At 66.8% G+C, this 512-nt stretch carries 2 pseudogenes; one reads left to right on the forward strand and one right to left on the reverse strand.

Annotation, left to right across the window (positions count from 1 at the left end):
* Positions 1-251, reverse strand: a pseudogene (locus WH87_RS20130) (homoserine dehydrogenase); the annotation flags it as partial.
* Between the two features lie 10 nt (positions 252-261).
* Here WH87_RS20130 and WH87_RS20125 point away from each other — a divergent pair.
* Positions 262-512: pseudogene (locus WH87_RS20125) on the forward strand (homoserine dehydrogenase); the annotation flags it as partial.

Genomic DNA, 512 nt, shown 5'->3' on the forward strand with positions numbered 1-512 from the left:
GTGCTGCCGCTCCGCAGCACTGAAGAGCCCACACCCAGGCGCACGGCCTGGGCCGTGAGATAGGGCCCGCTGGTGACGTCGCGTGACGCCTTCATCATCACCTGATGCTTGCCGTGTTCAATCGCGGTCAGGCAGTAGTCGGCGGCCAGGCCGGGCTTGCCGGTGGCGTCGATGACGACGTCGATGTTGGGTGTGGTGACCAGCGTCTCGGCCGAGGTGATGGCAATCTTGCCCGCTTCGATCGCCGCCGTGGCCTAGGCCACGGCGGCGATCGAAGCGGGCAAGATTGCCATCACCTCGGCCGAGACGCTGGTCACCACACCCAACATCGACGTCGTCATCGACGCCACCGGCAAGCCCGGCCTGGCCGCCGACTACTGCCTGACCGCGATTGAACACGGCAAGCATCAGGTGATGATGAAGGCGTCACGCGACGTCACCAGCGGGCCCTATCTCACGGCCCAGGCCGTGCGCCTGGGTGTGGGCTCTTCAGTGCTGCGGAGCGGCAGCAC

The organism is Devosia epidermidihirudinis (genome assembly GCF_000971295.1).
GTDB classification, from domain to species: Bacteria; Pseudomonadota; Alphaproteobacteria; order Rhizobiales; family Devosiaceae; genus Devosia; species Devosia epidermidihirudinis.